At 44.2% G+C, this 17,214-nt stretch carries 16 protein-coding genes and 1 other RNA gene; 12 read left to right on the plus strand and 5 right to left on the minus strand.

Annotation, left to right across the window (positions count from 1 at the left end):
• Positions 1–89: 89 nt before the first annotated feature.
• The 3 genes from ABIE26_RS06150 to ABIE26_RS06160 are packed head-to-tail and all read left to right on the plus strand — an operon-like array spanning position 90 to position 1,999.
• Positions 90–830 carry an SDR family NAD(P)-dependent oxidoreductase gene (locus ABIE26_RS06150; RefSeq protein WP_310138891.1) on the plus strand — a complete coding sequence of 247 codons (741 nt, stop codon included), beginning with the start codon at positions 90–92 and terminating at the stop codon, positions 828–830.
• Between the two features lie 30 nt (positions 831–860).
• Entirely contained in the window at positions 861–1,457 is a 597-nt protein-coding gene (locus tag ABIE26_RS06155; RefSeq protein ID WP_310138888.1) for a PhnA domain-containing protein, read from the plus strand.
• A gap of 8 nt (positions 1,458–1,465) precedes the next feature.
• Entirely contained in the window at positions 1,466–1,999 is a 534-nt protein-coding gene (locus ABIE26_RS06160; RefSeq protein WP_310138885.1) for a D-glycero-alpha-D-manno-heptose-1,7-bisphosphate 7-phosphatase, read from the plus strand.
• A 53-nt stretch (positions 2,000–2,052) separates the two neighbouring features.
• Here the strand turns inward: ABIE26_RS06160 and fsa are convergent, their stop codons facing one another.
• Positions 2,053–2,712, minus strand: a complete 660-nt coding sequence (gene fsa, locus ABIE26_RS06165) for a fructose-6-phosphate aldolase (RefSeq protein ID WP_310138884.1) — start codon at positions 2,710–2,712, stop codon at positions 2,053–2,055.
• A gap of 145 nt (positions 2,713–2,857) precedes the next feature.
• Positions 2,858–2,957, minus strand: an RNA gene (ffs, locus tag ABIE26_RS06170) — signal recognition particle sRNA small type.
• 429 nt (positions 2,958–3,386) lie between these two features.
• Here ffs and gltB point away from each other — a divergent pair.
• Both gltB and ABIE26_RS06180 read left to right on the plus strand, forming a co-directional pair.
• Entirely contained in the window at positions 3,387–7,895 is a 4,509-nt protein-coding gene (gene gltB / locus ABIE26_RS06175) for a glutamate synthase large subunit (protein ID WP_310138882.1), read from the plus strand.
• A gap of 62 nt (positions 7,896–7,957) precedes the next feature.
• A complete protein-coding gene (locus tag ABIE26_RS06180) occupies positions 7,958–9,424 on the plus strand; it encodes a glutamate synthase subunit beta (protein WP_310138881.1) in 1,467 nt (488 codons plus the stop codon).
• A 59-nt stretch (positions 9,425–9,483) separates the two neighbouring features.
• Here the strand turns inward: ABIE26_RS06180 and ABIE26_RS06185 are convergent, their stop codons facing one another.
• Positions 9,484–10,014, minus strand: coding sequence for an RNA methyltransferase (locus ABIE26_RS06185; protein WP_310138880.1), 531 nt, complete (start codon positions 10,012–10,014; stop codon positions 9,484–9,486).
• Positions 10,015–10,029: 15 nt separating this feature from the next.
• Positions 10,030–11,181: a galactokinase gene (locus ABIE26_RS06190; RefSeq protein ID WP_310138879.1), complete on the minus strand. Its 1,152-nt coding sequence runs from the start codon at positions 11,179–11,181 to the stop codon at positions 10,030–10,032.
• A 224-nt stretch (positions 11,182–11,405) separates the two neighbouring features.
• On the opposite strand from ABIE26_RS06190, the gene ABIE26_RS06195 reads away from it, so the two are divergent.
• The 7 genes from ABIE26_RS06195 (at position 11,406) to ABIE26_RS06225 (ending at position 16,265) form a co-directional block, all read left to right on the plus strand.
• Entirely contained in the window at positions 11,406–12,443 is a 1,038-nt protein-coding gene (locus ABIE26_RS06195; protein WP_310138878.1) for an aldose epimerase family protein, read from the plus strand.
• Positions 12,443–13,087 carry a DsbA family oxidoreductase gene (locus tag ABIE26_RS06200; RefSeq protein WP_310138877.1) on the plus strand — a complete coding sequence of 215 codons (645 nt, stop codon included), beginning with the start codon at positions 12,443–12,445 and terminating at the stop codon, positions 13,085–13,087. The genes ABIE26_RS06195 and ABIE26_RS06200 overlap by 1 nt, the downstream gene beginning before the upstream one ends.
• A gap of 157 nt (positions 13,088–13,244) precedes the next feature.
• Positions 13,245–13,946, plus strand: coding sequence for a sterol desaturase family protein (locus ABIE26_RS06205; RefSeq protein WP_310138876.1), 702 nt, complete (start codon positions 13,245–13,247; stop codon positions 13,944–13,946).
• A 95-nt stretch (positions 13,947–14,041) separates the two neighbouring features.
• Positions 14,042–14,497, plus strand: a complete 456-nt coding sequence (locus tag ABIE26_RS06210) for a GNAT family N-acetyltransferase (protein WP_310138874.1) — start codon at positions 14,042–14,044, stop codon at positions 14,495–14,497.
• 343 nt (positions 14,498–14,840) lie between these two features.
• Positions 14,841–15,350, plus strand: coding sequence for a DinB family protein (locus tag ABIE26_RS06215; protein WP_310138872.1), 510 nt, complete (start codon positions 14,841–14,843; stop codon positions 15,348–15,350).
• Between the two features lie 99 nt (positions 15,351–15,449).
• Entirely contained in the window at positions 15,450–16,031 is a 582-nt protein-coding gene (locus ABIE26_RS06220; protein ID WP_310138870.1) for a DUF4833 domain-containing protein, read from the plus strand.
• Positions 16,032–16,067: 36 nt separating this feature from the next.
• Complete coding sequence (locus ABIE26_RS06225; protein ID WP_084240650.1) at positions 16,068–16,265, plus strand: hypothetical protein; 198 nt, start codon at positions 16,068–16,070, stop codon at positions 16,263–16,265.
• A 4-nt stretch (positions 16,266–16,269) separates the two neighbouring features.
• On the opposite strand, the gene ABIE26_RS06230 is transcribed toward ABIE26_RS06225, so the two are convergent.
• Positions 16,270–17,208, minus strand: a complete 939-nt coding sequence (locus ABIE26_RS06230; RefSeq protein ID WP_310138867.1) for a sulfite exporter TauE/SafE family protein — start codon at positions 17,206–17,208, stop codon at positions 16,270–16,272.
• Positions 17,209–17,214: the final 6 nt, after the last annotated feature.

The raw sequence follows: 17,214 nt of genomic DNA on the forward strand, positions 1-17,214 counted from the left end.
CTTACTGTTTTGTTAGTACCTAACAATTTCATCTGTACTTACAAATATACAGCAGAGTATCTACTTTTGATCATCAAATTATGATGTATATGAAACGTTTAGAAAACAAAGTAGCCCTGGTAACCGGCGGTGGCCGGGGAATGGGCGCTAACATTACAAAAAGACTGGCAGCAGAAGGTGCAGCTGTGGTACTCACTTATTCCAAATCTGCAGAACAATCGGAAAAGATTGCCGCTCAGATTAACGCCGCAGGAGGGAAGGCTTTAGCGTTAAAGGCCGACAACGCCCTTCCACAGGAACTTGCCGGTGCAGTTGGCAAAACCATTGCCGAATTCGGACATATAGATATCCTGGTGAACAATGCCGGCATTTATATTGGAAAGGCTTTTGAAGCGCATACAATGGAAGATTATGAGGAGGTGATGGCTGTTAATGTGCGTGCGGTATATGCCGCTGCGCTGGCTGCTGTTAAACATATACCGGCGGGCGGAAGGATCATCACCATTGGCAGTAACATGGCCGACAATGCCACCGGACCAAATGCTACCCTGTATGCCATGAGCAAATCGGCCCTGACTGGTTTTACCAAAGGGCTGGCACGTGATCTTGGCTCAAAGGATATCACTGTAAACCTGGTTCAGCCTGGCCCTATTGATACCGACATGAACCCCGCAAATACCGAACTGGCCGACTTTTTAAGAAGCAGGATGGCCTTAAAGCAATACGGTACCGGTGATGATGTGGCGGGCCTGGTTGCCTTTCTGGCCAGTGAAGAAGGCAAATACATTACCGGAACGGCCCTTACCATTGATGGCGGATTTAATGCCTGAGGCTACGGCAGAAATTGTTACTTTTGCGCTTTGAATTTAAAGCACATAGAATTGGAAGCACAGTTATTGGAAAGAAGCGAAAATAAATGCGAGTTATGCCAGTCTGCAGGTCCCCTGAAATTGTATCAGGTACTTCCGCAGAGCAGCAGTACAGCAGATAACACGATATTGATATGCGACAAATGCCGCGGACAAATCGAAAAAACAGCAGAGCAGGATGTCAAACACCTGAATTGTTTGCGGACCAGCATCTGGAGTGCCGTTCCGGGCGTACAGGTTGTTACCTGGCGCTTGCTGAACCGCTTAAATAATGAAAGCTGGGCTGCTGATTGCCTGGAAATGATGTACATGGATGAGGAAACCCTGGCATGGGCCAAAGCTGGTTTGGAAGAGGAAAGCGGAGCCGCTGATGACGTACACAAAGATTGCAACGGACAGTTGCTTGAGGCCGGCAATTCAGTAGTGCTGATCAAAACCCTGGATGTAAAAGGATCTTCGCTAAGCGCAAAGCTGGGTACGGTTGTAAAGAACATCCGTTTGGTAGAGAACAATACCGACCAGATTGAAGGTAAAATAGAAGGACAAACCATCGTGATCCTTACCAAATATGTAAGGAAACAGAGCTAAACAGGCAGATGATGAAGAACAAAGCTATTTTTCTGGATCGTGATGGCGTGCTGAACCACGAAATACACGATTACATTACCAGGCTGGAAGATTTTAAGGTATTGGACTATCAGATCCCCCCATTAAAAAAACTATACGATGAAGGCTATCTTTTAGTGATTATAACCAACCAGGGCGGAATTGCGCAACAGAGGTATACCGAAGAGACGCTGGCAGAAATGCATGCCGCCCTGAAACTTAAATTTGAAGCGCAGGGTGCCTTAATTGCGCATGCGTATTATTGTCCGCACCACCCCACAGTTTCGGGGGATTGCAGCTGCAGAAAGCCCAGATCAGGCATGTTGCTGGAGGCAATTGCCACATATAATATTGATCCTGAATTGTCGGTAATGATTGGCGATAAGCCCAGGGATGTAGAGGCCGCCAATGGGGCAGGAGTAAGAGGGATACTGATTGCGCCTGATGAGCAGATTGATTATGACCTGGTTAAACAGGTGCTGGCCGGCGCCGAATTCCAGGTGCTTAGTGCCGGAATGAAATAAAAAAAGAGCCTGCTGATCATCAGCAGGCTCTTTTTTTATAAGTTATTTGCCGGTTATTTACCTGAAGCTTTTGCATGATCGGCAAGGAAAGTTGCCAGTCCGCTATCCGTTAACGGATGCTTTAACAATGCGGTTATGGCAGCTAAAGGAGCGGTGATTACATCTGCACCTAATTTAGCGCAGTTTACGATATGTAAAGGACCGCGGATAGAAGCTGCAAGGATCTCTGTAGCGTAACCGTAATTGTCAAATATCAATCTGATGTCTTCGATCAGCTGTAAGCCATCTGTAGAGATGTCATCCAAACGGCCCAGGAAAGGAGAAACGTAAGATGCTCCTGCTTTTGCAGCCAAAAGTGCCTGTCCCGGCGAGAAGATCAATGTACAATTGGTCCTGATCCCTTTTGAAGTTAAATATTTAATCGCTTTTACACCGTCTTTGATCATTGGTACCTTCACAACGATCTTTGGATCTATTTTGGCTAGCGCTTCACCTTCTTTAATCATTTCTTCATAGGTAGTCGAAATGACTTCTGCACTAACATTGTCATCAACAATTGAGCAGATGGCTTTGTAGTGTGCAGTTACATTTGCATCACCTGTAATGCCTTCTTTGGCCATAAGGCTGGGGTTGGTGGTTACACCATCTAAGATTCCAAGATCCTGTGCTTCTTTTATCTGGTCAAGATTAGCGGTATCAATAAAAAATTTCATATTGTTTTAATTTATCAAATTGGTTAACGGATTAACTGTCTATTACCGGAAGCCAAAATTAGGCAATTCCTTTGAGGTCTTATTATGAAATAACAGATTAAAATAGCAGTTAGTGTGATTTTTACTTGATATGGAAAAAGTAAAAAAAGGGCAAGCACCTTTTATCGCATCGCTACAACCTTCTACCCTTGCTTCGTTCCCGCCCTGGGGGAGTTCAAAGGGAGCTGATCGTAAAAGACTTGCCCGGCGCAAATGTAGCAAAAGAGTTTAATCTACAAAAGCTAAAAACAGAATAATTTGCCTTTTTTCCGTAGAAATAAGGTAATACGTTGAGGTTAAACTTATTGTGTTGCATAAAAAAAATAGATTTTTTTGTAGGTTTATAAGGAGTACTATAGAATTCAACGCATTCGGGGTAAAGCGCAATATAACCGGAAGAGGAAATATTGCGATCTGAACACCTGCTGTAGGTTATGAAAAATAATTCTAAATAAGTGAATTGTAAATATTGTAATTTCAATCGTTGTATTTTGTAATATTGATAATAATGTAAAAAATAATTTAGAATATGTTGTGTATTTCCTAAAAAATATATCAATATTATAATTCATGAAATATTATTCGTATCTTAGTGTCCGAAATACACTATACCAAACTATTATTAAACGGAACTTATGGAACTAACACAAGATAACCAGGGGTTATACGACCAGCGTTTTGAACATGATGCCTGCGGCATTGGATTTGTTGCTCACATCAAGGGCAGAAAGTCGCAGCAAATCATTTCTGACGCCATAACCATTCTTGAAAATCTTGATCACCGCGGGGCAGTCGGAGCTGAAATCAATACAGGTGATGGGGCCGGTATCATGATACAGATACCTCACGAATTCTTATATGATGAATGCCTGAAAATCGGGTTCAGCCTGAATGAATCGGGAGACTATGGTGTAGGGATGCTTTTCTTACCGAAAGACGTAAAAGCAAGAGAAGAATGCAGGGAGATCATTTATCGCGCAGCTGAAAAGCTGGGCCTTGAGGTTTTAGGCTTCAGGAAAGTGCTGACCAATACAGAGGGTATTGGCGACATGGCTTTATCTGTAGAACCAGAGATGGAGCAGGTGTTTATAGCACGTCCTTATGCCATTAAGGCGGGCGCAGATTTTGAACGCAAGCTATATGTGTTTAAAAACTATCTTTCTAAAACCATTAACAATACGGTAAAGGGTATCAACGGCGAGTTCTATATCGCTTCGTTTTCTTCAAAAACAATTGTATATAAAGGTCAGCTTACCTCTTTGCAGGTAAGGTCTTACTTTACAGAACTGAGTGATAAAAGGGTGGTTTCGGCCTTTGGTTTGGTGCATTCCCGTTTTGCAACCAATACTTTCCCATCCTGGAGATTGGCGCAGCCATTCCGGTACATTGCCCATAATGGCGAGATCAACACGTTGCAGGGTAACCTGAACTGGTTCAGGGCAAGTGTGAAATCATTCGCATCTTCTTATTTTACACCTGAAGAATTAAATATTTTATTGCCTGTAATAGACGAGACCAACTCCGATTCGGGATGTCTGGATAATGTGGTAGAACTCCTGCTGCACTCCGGCCGGTCATTGCCTCATGTTTTAATGATGCTGATCCCTGAAGCCTGGGATGGCAACGAGGATATGGATGAGTTGAAACAGGCCTTCTATAAATTCCATGCTACTTTAATGGAGCCCTGGGATGGTCCGGCCGCTGTTTCGTTTACCGATGGTAACCTGATCGGTGCTACGCTGGACAGGAATGGTTTACGCCCACAGCGTTATGCCATCACCGAAGATGATCATGTGATCATGGCTTCCGAGGCTGGTGCACTGGCATTGGATCAAAGCAAGATCATTGAAAAAGGCAGGTTAACACCAGGCAAAATGTTTGTGGTAGACATGGAGCAGGGCAGGATCATTAGTGACGAAGAGATCAAGCAGCAGGTTTGCGGAAGCAGGCCTTATGCCGACTGGATCAACAAATACCAGATCAGGCTGGAAGAACTACCTGAACCAAGAGTAGTCTTTAGTGGCTTATCCCAGGAGTCTATTTTCAGGTACCAGCAGGTATTTGGCTACAGCAGGGAAGATGTTGACCTGATCCTGAAGCCTATGGCCAGGGATGGTAAGGAGCCTATCGGTTCAATGGGAACAGACATTCCGCTGGCTGTACTCTCCCAGAAGCCTCAGCACCTTTCTTCTTACTTTAAGCAGCTGTTTGCCCAGGTAACCAATCCGCCAATCGACCCGATAAGGGAAAAAGTGGTGATGAGCCTTGCAGGCTTTATGGGCAACAACGGAAATATCCTGGAAGAAAATGCCATGCAATGTCATTGTGTAGGCATTAAACACCCGATACTGACCAATGTAGAACTCGAAAAATTAAGGAGTATAGATACCGGTGTGTTCCAGTCTAAAACCCTTCAAACCTATTTCAGGGCCGACGGACAACCAGGGGCAATGGCCAAGGGCTTAGACCGCTTGTGCCGTTATGCAGTAGATGCGGTTGAAGATGGCTTCCAGGTGATCATCCTTTCGGATCGTGCCCTGGATTCAGAACACGCCGCTATTCCTTCGTTGTTAGCGGTTTCAGCAGTACACCACCACCTGATCCGTAAAGGGTACAGAGGGGCTGTAGGTATCGTGGTTGAGGCCGGCGACGTTTGGGAAGTACATCATTTTGCAACCTTAATCGGCTTTGGTGCTACGGCAGTAAACCCCTACCTGGCATTGGAAACCATTGCCGGTTTTGAGACCGAGTTTGATGCCAAAAAAGAAAAGCTGTTTAAGAATTACATTTATGCAGTAAATAACGGATTATTAAAGATCTTCTCTAAAATGGGAATTTCTACCTTACAGTCGTACCATGGTGCGCAGATCTTCGAAATTCTGGGGATCAATAAAAATGTGGTCGACAATTATTTTACCGGTGCGGTTTCCAGGATTGGTGGTCTTGGTTTAGACGAGATTGCAAAAGAAACGCTGATTAAGCACAACAGGATCTTTAAACTGGCTAACCGCCCTGATCCGATATTGCCTACCGGCGGTAATTACAAATGGAAACGTAAAGGGGAACAGCACCTGTTTAACCCTCAGACCATCCACCTGCTGCAAAATGCAACCCGTAAAAAGGACTATGGCATTTATAAACAATATGCCAGACTGGTTAATGAACAAACCAACCAGGCTTATACCATCAGGGGCTTATTTGAATTCAATTACAACCGTCCGGCAGTTCCGTTGGAGGAAGTTGAGCCGGTAGAAAACATATTGAAGCGTTTCGCTACAGGGGCCATGTCGTTTGGCTCCATCTCTCACGAGGCGCACTCTACCTTAGCTATTGCCATGAACCGCATTGGCGGTAAAAGCAATACCGGCGAAGGTGGGGAAGATGAATTGAGGTACGAACTGCTGCCTAATGGCGATTCCATGCGTTCGGCCATCAAGCAGATTGCTTCTGCACGTTTTGGTGTAACCAGTTATTACCTCACCAATGCAGATGAGCTGCAGATTAAAATGGCACAGGGTGCCAAACCTGGTGAAGGCGGACAGCTGCCGGGCGAGAAAGTGGACGACTGGATCGGAAAGGTTCGTCACGCTACGCCTGGGGTAGGTTTAATTTCTCCTCCTCCGCACCACGATATTTATTCTATTGAGGATCTGGCACAGCTGATCTTTGACCTTAAAAATGCCAATCGCGCTGCAAGGATCAATGTGAAACTGGTTTCCAAAGCCGGTGTGGGTACAATTGCAGCAGGGGTTGCCAAGGCGCATGCCGATGTGATCCTGGTATCCGGATTTGATGGGGGTACAGGTGCTTCACCTTTAACTTCTATACAGCATGCCGGCTTACCATGGGAACTGGGCTTGGCCGAAGCGCACCAGACCTTGGTTAAAAACCGCCTGCGCAGCAGGGTTGTACTGCAAACAGACGGGCAGCTGAAAACCGGTAAAGACATCGCGATAGCAACGTTACTGGGCGCTGAAGAATGGGGTGTGGCAACTGCTGCGCTGGTAACCTCAGGTTGTATCATGATGCGTAAATGTCACCTGAATACCTGTCCGGTTGGTGTAGCCACCCAGGACCCGAATTTAAGGAAGCTGTTTACCGGCGAGCCGGACCATGTGGTGAACCTGTTTTATTTCCTTGCTGAAGAATTAAGAGAAACCATGGCCGAACTGGGCTTCAGGTCGGTACAGGAAATGGTAGGTCAGGCAGATGCCCTGAGCGTTCGTAACATCGATCAGGCCGACTGGAAGCTAAAAGACCTGGACCTTTCTGCCATATTGTATAAAGCACCTGATAACGGTTTAAGCCTGTACCAGACAGAAGAACAGGATCATGGGCTGGCAGCAGTGCTGGATCATGAACTGATTAAAGCTGCACAGCCTGCTTTGGCCAGTAAAGAGCCTGTATATAAAGAGTTTGATCTTAAAAATACAGACCGTGCCATTGGTACCATGCTGTCCAATGAAGTATCCAAAATCTACAAAAGCCAGGGGCTGCCTGCCGATACGATCAACTTTAAATTTAAAGGTTCGGCCGGACAAAGTTTTGGTGCCTTTGCAGCCAAAGGTATTTCCTTACAGCTTGAGGGAGAGGCAAATGACTATGTAGGTAAAGGGCTTTCGGGCGCAAGACTGGCCATTTATCCTTTCAGCAATGTAAAATATGTGCCTGAGCAGAATATCATTATCGGTAACGTGGCCATGTATGGTGCAACTTCGGGTGAGTTGTTTGTACGCGGACAGGCAGGTGAGCGTTTTGCCGTGAGGAACTCTGGTGGTACTGCGGTTGTAGAAGGTTTGGGCGACCACGGCTGTGAATACATGACGGGTGGTGAAGTGCTGGTAATTGGCGATACAGGAAGCAATTTTGCGGCCGGTATGAGCGGTGGTATTGCCTGGGTTTATGATGCAAAAGGCGATTTTGCCAGCAAATGCAATAAGGAAATGGTAGATCTGGATCCGCTGGATGAGCAGGATGAGCTGAGGATCAATGTGTTGCTGAAAAGACATATACAGCTGACCGACAGTAGTGTGGCCAGGTTTATTTTAAACGACTGGACTACCCAATCTGCACATTTCATTAAAGTATTTCCTAAAGAATACAAGGCCGTATTACAGAGCAGGGCTCAGAAAGTTAAAGTTTAAGCCGCTCACAGATCAAAGAAAAGAACATGACCAGAATAAACAATTCAAATAAAGCTTAGACCATGGGAAAAGTAACTGGATTTTTAGAGTATGAAAGAACTGCTCCTGCAAAAGAAGATGTTAAAGTTCGTTTAAAACACTATAATGAATTTGTTGAAGCTTTTGAAACTGAGCAAATTAATAAACAGGCGGCCAGATGCATGGATTGCGGGGTGCCGTTCTGCCAGTCGGGATGCCCGCTGGGTAACGTAATTCCTGAATTTAACGAGGCTGTATATAAAGGAGACTGGCAGCTGGCGACAACCATTTTGCTGAGTACCAATAATTTCCCTGAGTTTACAGGCAGGATTTGTCCGGCACCATGCGAATCCGCATGTGTACTGGGGATCAATAAATCGCCTGTGTCTATTGAAGAGATTGAAAAGCACATCATTGAAACTGCTTTTGCCAAAGGTTACATCAAAGCGGAGCAGCCATTGATCCGCACCGGTAAAAAGGTGGCTGTGATCGGCTCTGGTCCGGCCGGACTGGCAGCTGCAGCGCAGCTCAATAAAGCGGGGCATGAGGTGGTGGTTTACGAACGTGACGATACCCCCGGAGGTTTGCTGAACTACGGTATTCCTGATTTTAAACTGCAGAAAGACGTGGTAACCAGGCGTATTGCGCTAATGGAGAAAGAAGGCATCGTTTTTAAATGCAATGCCAATGTTGGTGTAAATGTAGAACTGAATACCCTGTTAAGGGATTACCAGTCTATCATTCTGGCTGGCGGCTCTACTATCCCGCGCGATCTTCCTGCCCTGGGCAGGGATGCCAAGGGTGTACATTTTGCAATGGACTTTTTAAAGCAGCAGAACAAACGTGTACGTGGCTTTGCTGTTGAGGGGGAAGACATACTGGCTACCGGGAAAGATGTGATTGTGATTGGTGGGGGGGATACCGGATCTGACTGTATCGGTACTTCTAACCGTCAGGGCGCTAAATCGGTAACACAGTTCGAGATCATGCCAATGCCTGCATCGGCCAGGACTTCAAATATGCCATGGCCAACGTATCCGATGCTGCTGAAGGTAACGACCTCGCACGAGGAAGGTTGCGAACGTGGCTGGGGTGTGAATACCAAAGAATTCATTAAAGATGAGCAGGGAAACCTGAAAGCGGTAAAAGTGGTTGATGTAGAGTGGGATATCGATCCGTCGGGCCGTCCGCTAAACTTCAAGGAAAAACCTGGTACCGAGCGAGACCTGCCTTGTCAGCTGGTATTGCTGGCTATGGGCTTCCTGCATCCGCAGAAAGAAGGCCTGATTGAAAAATTGGGCGTTGAAACAGATAACCGTGGTAATGTTAAGGCCGAGGAAGGTAAATACCAGACCAATATAGCCAAGATATTTGCTGCCGGTGATATGCGCCGCGGTCAGTCTTTAGTAGTTTGGGCCATTTCCGAAGGCAGGGAAGCTGCTCGTAAGGTAGATCAGTACCTGATGGGGCACAGCAGTCTGCCATCTAAAGATGGTATCCCTTATGCTTAAAAAAACGTATTTCAATTGTGTTGTGAATAAAGCGCATTGGTTCTTCCAATGCGCTTTTTTTATAGCCTTAGTTTGGCAAAGAAATCCCAGAGTACAATACCTGCGGAAATTACAATATTGAAAGAATGTTTGGTGCCGAATTGCGGGATTTCTACGCATTCGTCAATTTGTGCCATAACTTCATCGGCAACTCCGTTCACCTCGTTGCCAAAAATCAGTGCGTATTTTTTATCGTCAGCTGGTTTATAGGTATTCAGCATGATGCTGCCTGCGGCCTGTTCAATGGCGATGATCTGGTAGCCATCTGCCCGCAAAGCCGCTATAGCTTCAGTTGTGCTTTCAAAATGTACCCATTCTACAGATTGGGTGGCCCCCAGGGCTGTTTTTTCTATTTCGCGATGCGGTGGCTGTGCGGTAATGCCGCAGAGGTATAGCTTTTCGATCGCAAAACCGTCGGCAGTTCTGAAAACCGAACCTACGTTGTGCATACTGCGTACATTATCCAGCACCACTGCAACAGGCAGTTTTTCCTGTGCTTTGAATCCTTCTATATCAACACGGTTCAGTTCATCTAATTTTAACTTTTGCATGGGGCAAAAGTAAAATTAAATTGCGGAAGCACCATTGCCAATTTCACTGATGTAAATGGCAGCAGGGTAACCCACACGAGCAACATAGAAATCGGTTAGTTTTTTGGCAAAATCTTCTTCCTGTCCTTTTTTAAGCAAGGCGATGGCACAGCCGCCGAAGCCGGCACCCGTCATACGTGCACCAATTACATGCTCATAACCGGTACAGAATTCCACAACGGCATCCAGTTCCAACCCGGTTACTTCATAAAGGTCTTTTAAAGATTGGTGGGAGGCATACATCAGGCGGCCAAACTCTGTGAGGTTACCTTCGTTCAGTGCTTTGGCGGCTAAATTCACCCTGTCGTTCTCCCTGATCACATGTGTTGCCCTTTTCAGCACGGTGGGGTCTGTAATGAGGTGACTGTGCAGGGCAAATTTTTCGGCATTCAGTTCACATAAATTGTGCAGCGTAATTTCCTGGTTCAGTTGCTTCAGGGCAGTCTGGCATTCTGCAACCCGCTCATTGTATTTGGACTCCGCAAGTTTACGCGGTTTATTGGTATTGACGATGGCAAGCGAATAATCACCCAGGTTGCAATCTACCAGCTTGTATTTTAAGGTGTCACAGTTCAAAACAATGGCCTTATCGGTTTCCCCAAAAGCCACTGCAAACTGGTCCATAATGCCGCAGTTTACGCCTATAAATTCGTTCTCTACCTTTTGGGCAAGTAAAGGGATCTCTATTTTATCGTAACCGAGGTTAAAGTAATCGTTTAACGCATAAGCCATGGCTACCTCAATGGAGGCCGAGGAAGACAGGCCCGATCCGATTGGAATGTTGCCAAAAAACAGCAGGTCCAGTCCAACAGGTAATTTATGTTTCTTTAAGATTTCATGGAATACACCCAGGGGGTAGTTGTACCATTCAGGACCGGTTTTGGTATAGGCAGATTGAAGTTCAAACTCCCGTTCTTCAGGAAAGTTCAGGCTCTTGAACCTGATCACATTGTCGTTATTTGGCGCTATGCTTAACCAGGTTCCGAGTGTAACGGCACAAGGCATGACCAGGCCGCCATTGTAATCAATATGTTCTCCGATAAGGTTTACACGTCCGGGAGTGAAGTAATTTTTTGCAGGTTCGTGTCCATATTTTTCTAAGAATTTACTGATCAGTTCGGTTTTCATTACAAGGTTTAAATTATATTTTAAATTAAGTTTCGGTTTTAAATAAAGTATTGATAGTATTGTTTTAAATAACAGATGATTCGAATATACAATTTATGGATCATCATAAGTAATTCAGCTGTAAAAAAGCGCCGGATTATTATGCCTGGGGGATTTTTATTGTAATTAACCGATAGTGGTACGGTACTTTATGAGGATAAACACAAAGAGGAAAATAAACACAAATGAAAACAAAGCTGATCAGGACAGGTAAAATTATCGATGGAAAAGAAGTCCTGGGAATTGAACTGACCAATACCAAAGGTACCTATGTGAAAATATACAATTACGGAGCGATCCTGAATAAGTTTGTTGTGACCAATAAACACGGCGAAAAGCAGGATATTGTTTTAGGATTTGACGACATCGACCAATATACAAGTGAAGCCTATTTGAATGACTACCCTTATTTCGGGGCTGTAATAGGGCGTTATGCCAACCGCATTAAAAATGGGCGGTTTGCCATTGATGGCGTAACCCACCAGCTTTCACAGGCCAAAGGGGGCGATTGTTTGCATGGCGGGGATATAGGCTTTGACAGAAGGGTATGGGATGTCTTGTCAACGATAGATCCAAGCGTTTCACTTCAGTATGTGAGCCCGGATGGCGAGGAAAATTTTCCGGGGAACCTGACCGTGCAGCTTACTTTTAAACTTACCGATGAGGACGAGGTGATCCTGGACTTTAAAGCCACCACTGATGCGGCAACAGCGGTTAACCTGACACACCATAGTTATTTTAATTTGTCGCCCGATGGGGGTTCAATTGGCGGCCATATCCACCGAATGCCAGCCAGCAATTACCTGGAGCAGGATGACAATTACGTAGTTACCGGAAAGCTACTGCCTGTAGAAGGGACCATTCATGACTTTTTAGGAGATAAACCAATCGGGCGCGACTGGGATCCTGCAGAAGGTTATGACCAGACCTACGTACTGGATAAAAATTATGGTGAATTTACAATGGCTTCTGAGACTTCCGAGGAGAGAAGCGGGTTAAAGCTGTCGGTTTACACTACCGAGCCTGTAGCCCATTTTTATACGGCCAAATACTTAAATGTAAAGCAGGGTAAAGGAGGGAAGGACTACCATCCTTTTGAGGCATTTTGTGTGGAAACACAGCACCAACCTAATGCCGTAAACATACCAGCCTTTCCATCTACAATTTTAAGGCCCGGTGAGACATACAAACAAACTACAATTTATAAAATAGAACATACCTGATGAAGATAGATATCTGGTCGGACGTACGATGTCCGTTTTGCTATATAGGCAAAAGAAAGCTTGAAAAAGCTTTGGCACAGTTTGCGCATAAAGATAGTGTGGAGATAGAGTGGCATAGTTTTGAACTGGACCCAAATGCGGAAACACTGATAGGGGTAGACGCTTATGATTACCTTGCAGACCGCTATGACAGGGACAGGGAATGGTCTATTGAAACCCACAACAGGGTTGCCGAGTCGGCCGCTCAGGTGGGTTTAACGTTCAATTTTGATAAGGCAGTGATGGCCAATTCTTTTGATGCACATCGCCTGATTCAGATGGCCAAGAGCATTGGTACAGCCGGGGAAGTGGAAGAACTGTTGTTTAAGGCACATTTTACAGATGGACTAAACATAGCCGATCATGTGGTGCTGATCGAAATTGGAAAACAATGTGGCTTAGGCGGCATGGAAGTGGAGATGATGCTGAAGAGCAAAGATTTTACGGAAGAGGTGCGGCATGATGAGAATATTGCCCAGCAGATCAGGATCAAAGGGGTTCCTTTCTTTGTGTTTGACGGAAAATTGGGTATTTCCGGAGCGCAGGAGCCGGAGGTATTTCTGGATGCCATGAACAAAGTAGAAGGTGGGGAGAACTTCCAGTAACAAACTATAGCTGCGCTTATATTGTACTTTATCTGAACCGTAGTTAGGCCGAACCATCGCCGTAGTTGGGGCGCAGTCTGGTGGTCATTTACCGAGGCAACTCCCTGGCAACAGCGATGCGATCCCCTGGAGGATAAACTTGAACAAAGGAACGATTTTGAATTTTCTATCTTTTTTTGAAGACCTCTCCTGGTTGGAGTGGATTGTTTTCAGTCTGGCAGCTAATACATTTTTGTATTTTTTTTCGATTGGACTTTATCTTTTTATCGATAAAACCTGTCCGAAAAATAAGATCCAAACGACAGATCATCCTTTGCTAAAATCCGATCTGTATCTGAGCTTGCTAACCTTATTTCTCAATAGCGTGGTGATGTTGATTGGTGTTTATTTATGGAGATCGGGATGGATTTCATTAAACGAATCTAAAACTACCCTGGCACTTCTTGTTGAAATTATTTTGCTTACGTTGGTGATGGACCTGCTGATGTATATTTTTCATTACCTGGCGCATCATGCGTTTATTTATAAAATTTTACATCGTAAACATCACGAACATACAAGTACCAATTTTTTAAGCCTTTTTGTGTTGCACCCATTTGAAACCTTAGGTTTCGGATTGATGATCATCTTTGTGGTAATGTTGCACGATTTTTCTGTTTTTTCCATTACGGTTTACCTGTTCATCAATTTGATCTGGGGAACTATTGGGCATCTGAATCGGGAATTCTTTCCAAAATGGACGGAAAAATTGTTTTTGGGAACTACAAAATTTCATAACCAGCACCATTTAAACGAACATAAAAACTTTGGTTTTTATACCTCTGTTTGGGATCGGATATTTGGGACGTATAAAAGCTAATCCCACGTAACTACCGCTAAGGTTTGCTATATTTGAATTTCCCAGCTCTTGAAAATTCAATAGCTTACCAGAACTATAAATAGACAACAATGCGTATGATTATTAGAATAGCGAAGCCAGAAGATTTAAGTACTTTATTGGAATTTGAACAGGGGGTTATATCGGCAGAGCGGCCCTTTAACCCAACCCTGATTGATGGTAAAATTCAATATTATGATTTGAATTATTTGATGTCCACTGATGAGGCAGTGGTTGCCGTAGCTGAAGAAGGCGGTGTAGCAATTGCGAGCGGATATGCCCTCATTAAAAAAGCGGAGAAGCCCTATTTTAATTTTGAGACCTATGCTTACCTCGGTTTTATGTACGTAAAACCAGAATACAGGGGGAGAGGTGTTAATAAACTGATATTGGATTTTTTGATAGATTGGTCAAAAGAAAAAGGCATCACAGAAATAAGACTGGATGTGTATGACAAGAATGAATCTGCGATAGCGGCTTATGAAAAGGCAGGCTTTGAACCTTTATTGCTTACCATGCGGTTGAAGTCTTAAACCCCTATAAAAAAAGAAAGAGGCGTCTCATCCAAGCACTCCTCTATTCTAACCAAATATAAACCTGTATGAACGGGTTTTCTCTTTAATTCTGCCGGGCCTAGCCTGAACAGAAATTGTTGTCATTTTTAACACTACAAATGTACATACTTTTCTTATATAGTGTATATAGTACACTATTAAAATTTCATTTTTATGACTTTAATTTTATAATTGTCGCAAATAACCCTCTTTTTTGACGCTTTTAAAGCCTTTTTTGAAAAATAAATCCCTTATTTTTATTTTAAAATTAGCTTAAAATTACACTCAATTCCTACACTTTAATCCTTAAAAACACCAGATCATGAGCAGAAATGAACTTATAAAAGCGGTAGAAAATGCGATATCAGGCTTTCAGGAGCAGCTTTCTTTAATCGATGCAAACCAACTCAATACCGTACCCTATGAAGGAAGCTGGACAGCCGGTCAGCTGGGACAACACATGCGTATGGCCAATTCAGGTTTTGTGGAAGTGATTAACGGACCAGTTAAAGATACTGAACGGGCAGCGGATGCCCGGGTAGAAGGTATCAGGGAAACCTTCCTGAATTTCGGCTTAAAAATGGATGCCCCGGATTTTGTGGTGCCCGAAATGAGGGAATATAAGAAAGACAGTCTGGTGAATGGCCTGGAGAAAGTAAAACAGGATGTGGTCAAAGCTATTGAGGAACTCGATCTGGATAAAACCTGTGTTGCGTTTGAATTGCCGGTTTACGGATATCTGACGCGTATTGAAGCCATTACCTTTATCATTTATCATACACAAAGGCATGCGCAGCAGCTTAGCCGTATCAGGGAAAGTCTGCAAGCCTGATCTGCAGCTCCGGTAAATATAGTCTTAATGTAAAATAACCATCCTGCAGGTGGTATGGGGAGCTTTTGCTTTAAATTTGCTTACTCATAAAGAACATCCATGAAAACAGCTTCAATAACGCTTCGTACACATTTCTCAATTTGGTTGTTGATGGCCTTGTTTGCATGTCAGGGAGCTTTTGCACAAACTGCCGATAATGGCGACCCTTCACCTTTAAAGTTTCCGGTTCCCCAGGGGATCAGCAACCAGCTGTTTTATTTACAGAGAGATCCCAACACCAATACCATTATCTGCGAACTGAACCTAGATGGAGATGGGGAACTGAATAAGAAAGAGCCTATAAAGGTATATTGGTTGCGTTATGCTGAAAAAGGAGAGAAGGAAGGCCTGAGTTATATCCAAAAGAAGTTTGCCTACGGCATTCAGACCAAAGACATAGGAAACGATCAGTATGAACTGAAGTTTGTATCCTACAAAAAGTTTCCGATGTACCTGATGAGATCAGCCGAGGATAAAAAATACCATGTATATGTTACAGCCAATAAAAAGAAAATCCAGCTGGAACGTATCTTTCTTCGGATAGAGGGTGGATCTTTCTGGCTGCCCAATGTAAAATATGTAGAACTGAAAGGGCTCAATACGGCTACCAAAGCACAAACTGTGGAAAGAATAAAAGTTTAATTTTTGTTATCTTTATTAAACTAATTATTTAAAGTCATGGAAAAAGAAGCCATTATATCACTTTTAGAGATCATTGACCAGCAGGTAAGTTCTTCTATACTGGGCGGAATGGAAGAAACCTACGAGGAACTGGAGAGATTAGGATACATCAGGATAAACAGGGACAGCGTTCAGCATTCTGCATCCATTACAGCAGAAGGTTTAAACTATCTGGATCATGTAAGAAGGGAATAACCCTTTAAAACAATTTATCCAGCGACATCCAGATGATACGGATGCTGGATATAATGACGATTACGGCAACCCCGATAAACATCTTCTTAATGGGAAGTTTACCTACCAGTTTGGCTGCTATTGGTGCGGCGATAACGCCACCTACAATCAGGCCTATAATGGATTGCCAGTGACTTACACCCAGTATAAAAAAGAAGGTGATGGCGCTTGCCATGGTTACGAAAAATTCCGTTAAACTTACTGAACCAATGACGTATTTAGGCGTCCGGCCTTTGGAAATGAGGGTTGATGTCACCAATGGGCCCCATCCGCCGCCGCCAAATGAGTCCAGAAAACCTCCGGCTCCGGCCAGCCAGCCAGCACGTTTAACCTTTTGGGGTTTTGGTTTTTCTTTAAATGCATTGCTCAGTATGCGGATGCCCAGCAAAAGCGTGTATATGGATATTACGGGCCTGATCCATTGCGAAAAGGCATCTCCGGCATAACCCAGTAAAATTGCCCCTGCAATTGCCCCCAGGACACCAGGGATAAGCAGTGTTTTGAACAATTTCTTATTCACATTCCCGAAACGGTAATGGCTGAAGCCCGAGGCACCGCTGGAAAACATTTCGGCAGTATGTATACTGCCCGATATCACTGCGGGGTTTAATCCGCCGGATAACAACAGGGTAGTAGATACCACACCATAACCCATGCCCAGCGCCCCGTCTACCAGCTGCGCCAGAAAACCTACTGCCAGCATCCAGAAGAATTTCTGATCCATCTGTCCATAAAGATCCCTGCCTAAAGCAACAAGGGTGTCATAAGTGAGATAGGAGTATAGGGCATAACCTACAAAAAGGGCAGTAAGGATAAGCAGACATAAATAAGCTACTGTCCTCCATTTTTTTTCCTGCGATTTGCGTTGGATGCTGACTTTAATTTCGTTTTCCTGGATACTCATTGGTCG

The sequence above is a fragment of the Pedobacter africanus genome (assembly GCF_040548825.1).
Classification (GTDB): domain Bacteria; phylum Bacteroidota; class Bacteroidia; order Sphingobacteriales; family Sphingobacteriaceae; genus Pedobacter; species Pedobacter africanus_A.

Excerpts from the sequence above, each read along its gene's own strand:
- ABIE26_RS06150 (WP_310138891.1), top strand. The coding sequence starts at position 90 with ATGAAACGTTTAGAAAACAAAGTAGCCCTGGTAACCGGCGGTGGCCGG.
- ABIE26_RS06160 (WP_310138885.1), top strand. The coding sequence starts at position 1,466 with ATGATGAAGAACAAAGCTATTTTTCTGGATCGTGATGGCGTGCTGAAC.
- fsa (WP_310138884.1), bottom strand. The coding sequence starts at position 2,712 with ATGAAATTTTTTATTGATACCGCTAATCTTGACCAGATAAAAGAAGCA.
- gltB (WP_310138882.1), top strand. The coding sequence starts at position 3,387 with ATGGAACTAACACAAGATAACCAGGGGTTATACGACCAGCGTTTTGAA.
- ABIE26_RS06180 (WP_310138881.1), top strand. The coding sequence starts at position 7,958 with ATGGGAAAAGTAACTGGATTTTTAGAGTATGAAAGAACTGCTCCTGCA.
- ABIE26_RS06185 (WP_310138880.1), bottom strand. The coding sequence starts at position 10,014 with ATGCAAAAGTTAAAATTAGATGAACTGAACCGTGTTGATATAGAAGGA.
- ABIE26_RS06190 (WP_310138879.1), bottom strand. The coding sequence starts at position 11,181 with ATGAAAACCGAACTGATCAGTAAATTCTTAGAAAAATATGGACACGAA.
- ABIE26_RS06195 (WP_310138878.1), top strand. The coding sequence starts at position 11,406 with ATGAAAACAAAGCTGATCAGGACAGGTAAAATTATCGATGGAAAAGAA.
- ABIE26_RS06200 (WP_310138877.1), top strand. The coding sequence starts at position 12,443 with ATGAAGATAGATATCTGGTCGGACGTACGATGTCCGTTTTGCTATATA.
- ABIE26_RS06210 (WP_310138874.1), top strand. The coding sequence starts at position 14,042 with ATGATTATTAGAATAGCGAAGCCAGAAGATTTAAGTACTTTATTGGAA.
- ABIE26_RS06215 (WP_310138872.1), top strand. The coding sequence starts at position 14,841 with ATGAGCAGAAATGAACTTATAAAAGCGGTAGAAAATGCGATATCAGGC.
- ABIE26_RS06220 (WP_310138870.1), top strand. The coding sequence starts at position 15,450 with ATGAAAACAGCTTCAATAACGCTTCGTACACATTTCTCAATTTGGTTG.
- ABIE26_RS06225 (WP_084240650.1), top strand. The coding sequence starts at position 16,068 with ATGGAAAAAGAAGCCATTATATCACTTTTAGAGATCATTGACCAGCAG.
- ABIE26_RS06230 (WP_310138867.1), bottom strand. The coding sequence starts at position 17,208 with ATGAGTATCCAGGAAAACGAAATTAAAGTCAGCATCCAACGCAAATCG.